The organism is Vibrio sp. S234-5, assembly GCF_000960595.1.
In the GTDB taxonomy this organism is placed as follows: Bacteria; Pseudomonadota; Gammaproteobacteria; order Enterobacterales; family Vibrionaceae; genus Vibrio.
This window is the reverse complement of sequence record NZ_JZAM01000156.1, coordinates 1-2291: the sequence shown is the minus strand read 5'-3', so window position 1 is coordinate 2291 and position 2291 is coordinate 1. Positions and strand designations below refer to the sequence as shown.

The window sequence follows — 2291 nt, the reverse complement described above, 5'->3', positions numbered from 1 at the left end:
TAGAGCAATAATGGAAAGGGCCGCGTATTCCAAAGCGATGGTAAAGAAGTGAAGTTGACATTAACTGGCTATTTTTGGCGATATGGTATCAGAAAAGCCATTCAGGTATCGATTTTCCGGATGAACCATAAATAGACACAAACAACACTAAGTCTAATGCAGCCAGTTTTACGTTAAATGGATCTGAGAAAATGTTGTATGTGAAACCAAGTTGCGCTTCTACAAATTTCACCAAAACTATCGTTGCAATAAAAACTAATATACCCATCAACTTACCTATCGAAAGTGGCAACAACATTCGTCGAAAATATGATAGCCCCGAACAAAGAAAGAACAAAAATTACGTCATTAATGCGAGTCAGTTAGTGATGTTACCGACTAGCCTAACGCTGCGTTAAGGGGTGAGTGCCGCATAAACCAACCTTCCGCAGACCACCTTCACCACAAAACTCACTGCAAACCCAAAATGCCACGCGGCACGAATCCCACTTGAACGCCTTGTTATGCTTAAGCTTCAATGGGTTACGTTTTTCTGGAAACAAGATTAACTCCGCTTTGATTCACAAACAAAAACCAAAACGTAGAAAACCGAAATGACTCATAGTTTTGAAAATCAGACTTTGAAATTTGGCTGCTAAAGCTCAAAAACCTAAGATCAAATTGCTGATTGAGCCAGCCGCCCTAACCTCGCGCTTACCCGAAAATTGACTGAGGCAACGCTCTGAATTTTCAGCGCCAAAGAATAAGTGTCCGGAAAACAGCGCCCACTGAAGCCAAGTTGCCGATAAGCACAAAAACAATCAGCCTAGGGAACAAAGAAAAACCATAAACCACTGATTTTACGTTATTAAGCATAACGCCCGCTTAAGGGGCAGCCAACGCTACTACTGACTCTCCGCATAACACAGTAACCACGAAAACCAACGCATAGTAAAATGCCATGCGTTGGCTGTCCCTCTTGAAGCGTTTGTTATAGCTCGGCTATGTGTGACAACGTTTCTGGATGACGCTGTACTAACTTTAAAAGAGTGACCGCTTGACCATTTGGCACGCTACGACCTTGTTCCCAGTTTTCTAATGTGCGCGAAGACGTATGAAGTAACCGCGCGAAAACTCCGCGGGACATATTAAACTGCTCGCGAATACTCACGATTTCATCCGGTGAGATGTTCAACTCTCCCACGTCATTCACATGATGTGTTTTCAGCGTAAGCTTACCTTCTGAATGCTGTTTAGCCTCAACAAGAGCTGAGCTTAACTCTGCAAATAAATCACGATTGCTCATTGCGCCACGCCTCCATAAAAGCCATTAGTTGTTTCCTTTGATTTGCATTCAAATCGGACATTTCATTTTTGCCGTAAATGGTTAGCAAATAGAAACGCCTCTTTTCATCGAGAAAGTAATAGATAATCCGTGAACCACCACGCTTTCCCTTACCTTTACTCGCAACTCGAATTTTTCGCAAACCGCCAGTACCTTGAATCACATCACCCAGCTTGGGGTTTAGCATTAGCTCTGCTTGAAAGAGCCTATACTCCTCATCACTGAGATACTCATCTCGGTACTTTTCAAAAATTGTTGATTCGACAAATACACTTTTCATACAGAAAGTGTACGCAACAAGCGTACAGATAGCAAGAACTAGTTCAGATAAGAGCTATAACGCCGCGTTAAGGGGCAGCCAACGCTACTACTAAGCTTCCGCACAACACTGTAATCACAAAAACCAACGCATAATAAAAATGCCACGCGTTGGCTGTCCCTCTTGAACGCCTTGTTATACCGTTCTTATAGCGCTAGAATGACCTTTATAAAGACCACTTAAAGGACTCAATAAATGACCGCTAGAATCTTAGCCGATGTGGCTGCAAGTATTACTGAATTAAAAGCTAATCCTATGAAAGTTGCAACAAGTGCATATGGTGAACCTGTCGCTGTACTTAACCGAAACGAACCTGCTTTTTACTGTGTTCCAGCAAAAGCATACGAAATGATGATGGATCGACTCGATGATCTCGAACTATTAGCTATTGCAAGAGAACGAGAGTCTGAAGAAAGCATTTCGGTAAACATCGATGACCTATAAACTTGATTTCAAAAAGAGCGCCTTAAAAGAATGGAAAAAACTTGGCTCTACACTACAACAGCAATTTAAAAAGAAACGGTTCATCCGGAAAATCGATACCTGAATGGCTTTTCTGATACCATATCGCCAAAAATAGCCAGTTAATGTCAACTTCACTTCTTTACCATCGCTTTGGAATACGCGGCCCTTTCCATTATTGCTCTA

General features: G+C 41.9%; 5 protein-coding genes and 1 pseudogene. 2 read left to right on the top strand and 4 right to left on the bottom strand.

Annotated features, from left to right (window positions below):
- Positions 1-88: 88 nt before the first annotated feature.
- The 4 genes from UF06_RS23910 to UF06_RS06580 all read right to left on the bottom strand — a co-directional run bounded on the left by UF06_RS23910 (position 89) and on the right by UF06_RS06580 (position 1604).
- Entirely contained in the window at positions 89-268 is a 180-nt protein-coding gene (locus UF06_RS23910; protein ID WP_082069608.1) for a hypothetical protein, read from the bottom strand.
- A gap of 115 nt (positions 269-383) precedes the next feature.
- Positions 384-542 carry a DUF3265 domain-containing protein gene (locus UF06_RS23905; RefSeq protein ID WP_082069607.1) on the bottom strand — a complete coding sequence of 53 codons (159 nt, stop codon included), beginning with the start codon at positions 540-542 and terminating at the stop codon, positions 384-386.
- 428 nt (positions 543-970) lie between these two features.
- A complete protein-coding gene (locus UF06_RS06585) occupies positions 971-1285 on the bottom strand; it encodes a DNA-binding transcriptional regulator (RefSeq protein WP_000071008.1) in 315 nt (104 codons plus the stop codon).
- Positions 1272-1604, bottom strand: a complete 333-nt coding sequence (locus UF06_RS06580) for a type II toxin-antitoxin system RelE/ParE family toxin (protein ID WP_000843587.1) — start codon at positions 1602-1604, stop codon at positions 1272-1274. Before UF06_RS06580 ends, UF06_RS06585 begins: the two co-directional genes overlap by 14 nt.
- Positions 1605-1838: 234 nt before the next feature.
- Between UF06_RS06580 and UF06_RS06575 the strand changes: the two genes are divergently transcribed.
- On the top strand, positions 1839-2087 hold the full coding sequence (locus UF06_RS06575) for a type II toxin-antitoxin system Phd/YefM family antitoxin (protein ID WP_000126952.1): 249 nt from the start codon (positions 1839-1841) through the stop codon (positions 2085-2087).
- Positions 2077-2184, top strand: a pseudogene (locus UF06_RS06570) (type II toxin-antitoxin system mRNA interferase toxin, RelE/StbE family); the annotation flags it as partial. The gene UF06_RS06575 and the pseudogene UF06_RS06570, both read left to right, overlap by 11 nt.
- Between the last annotated feature and the right edge of the window lie 107 nt (positions 2185-2291).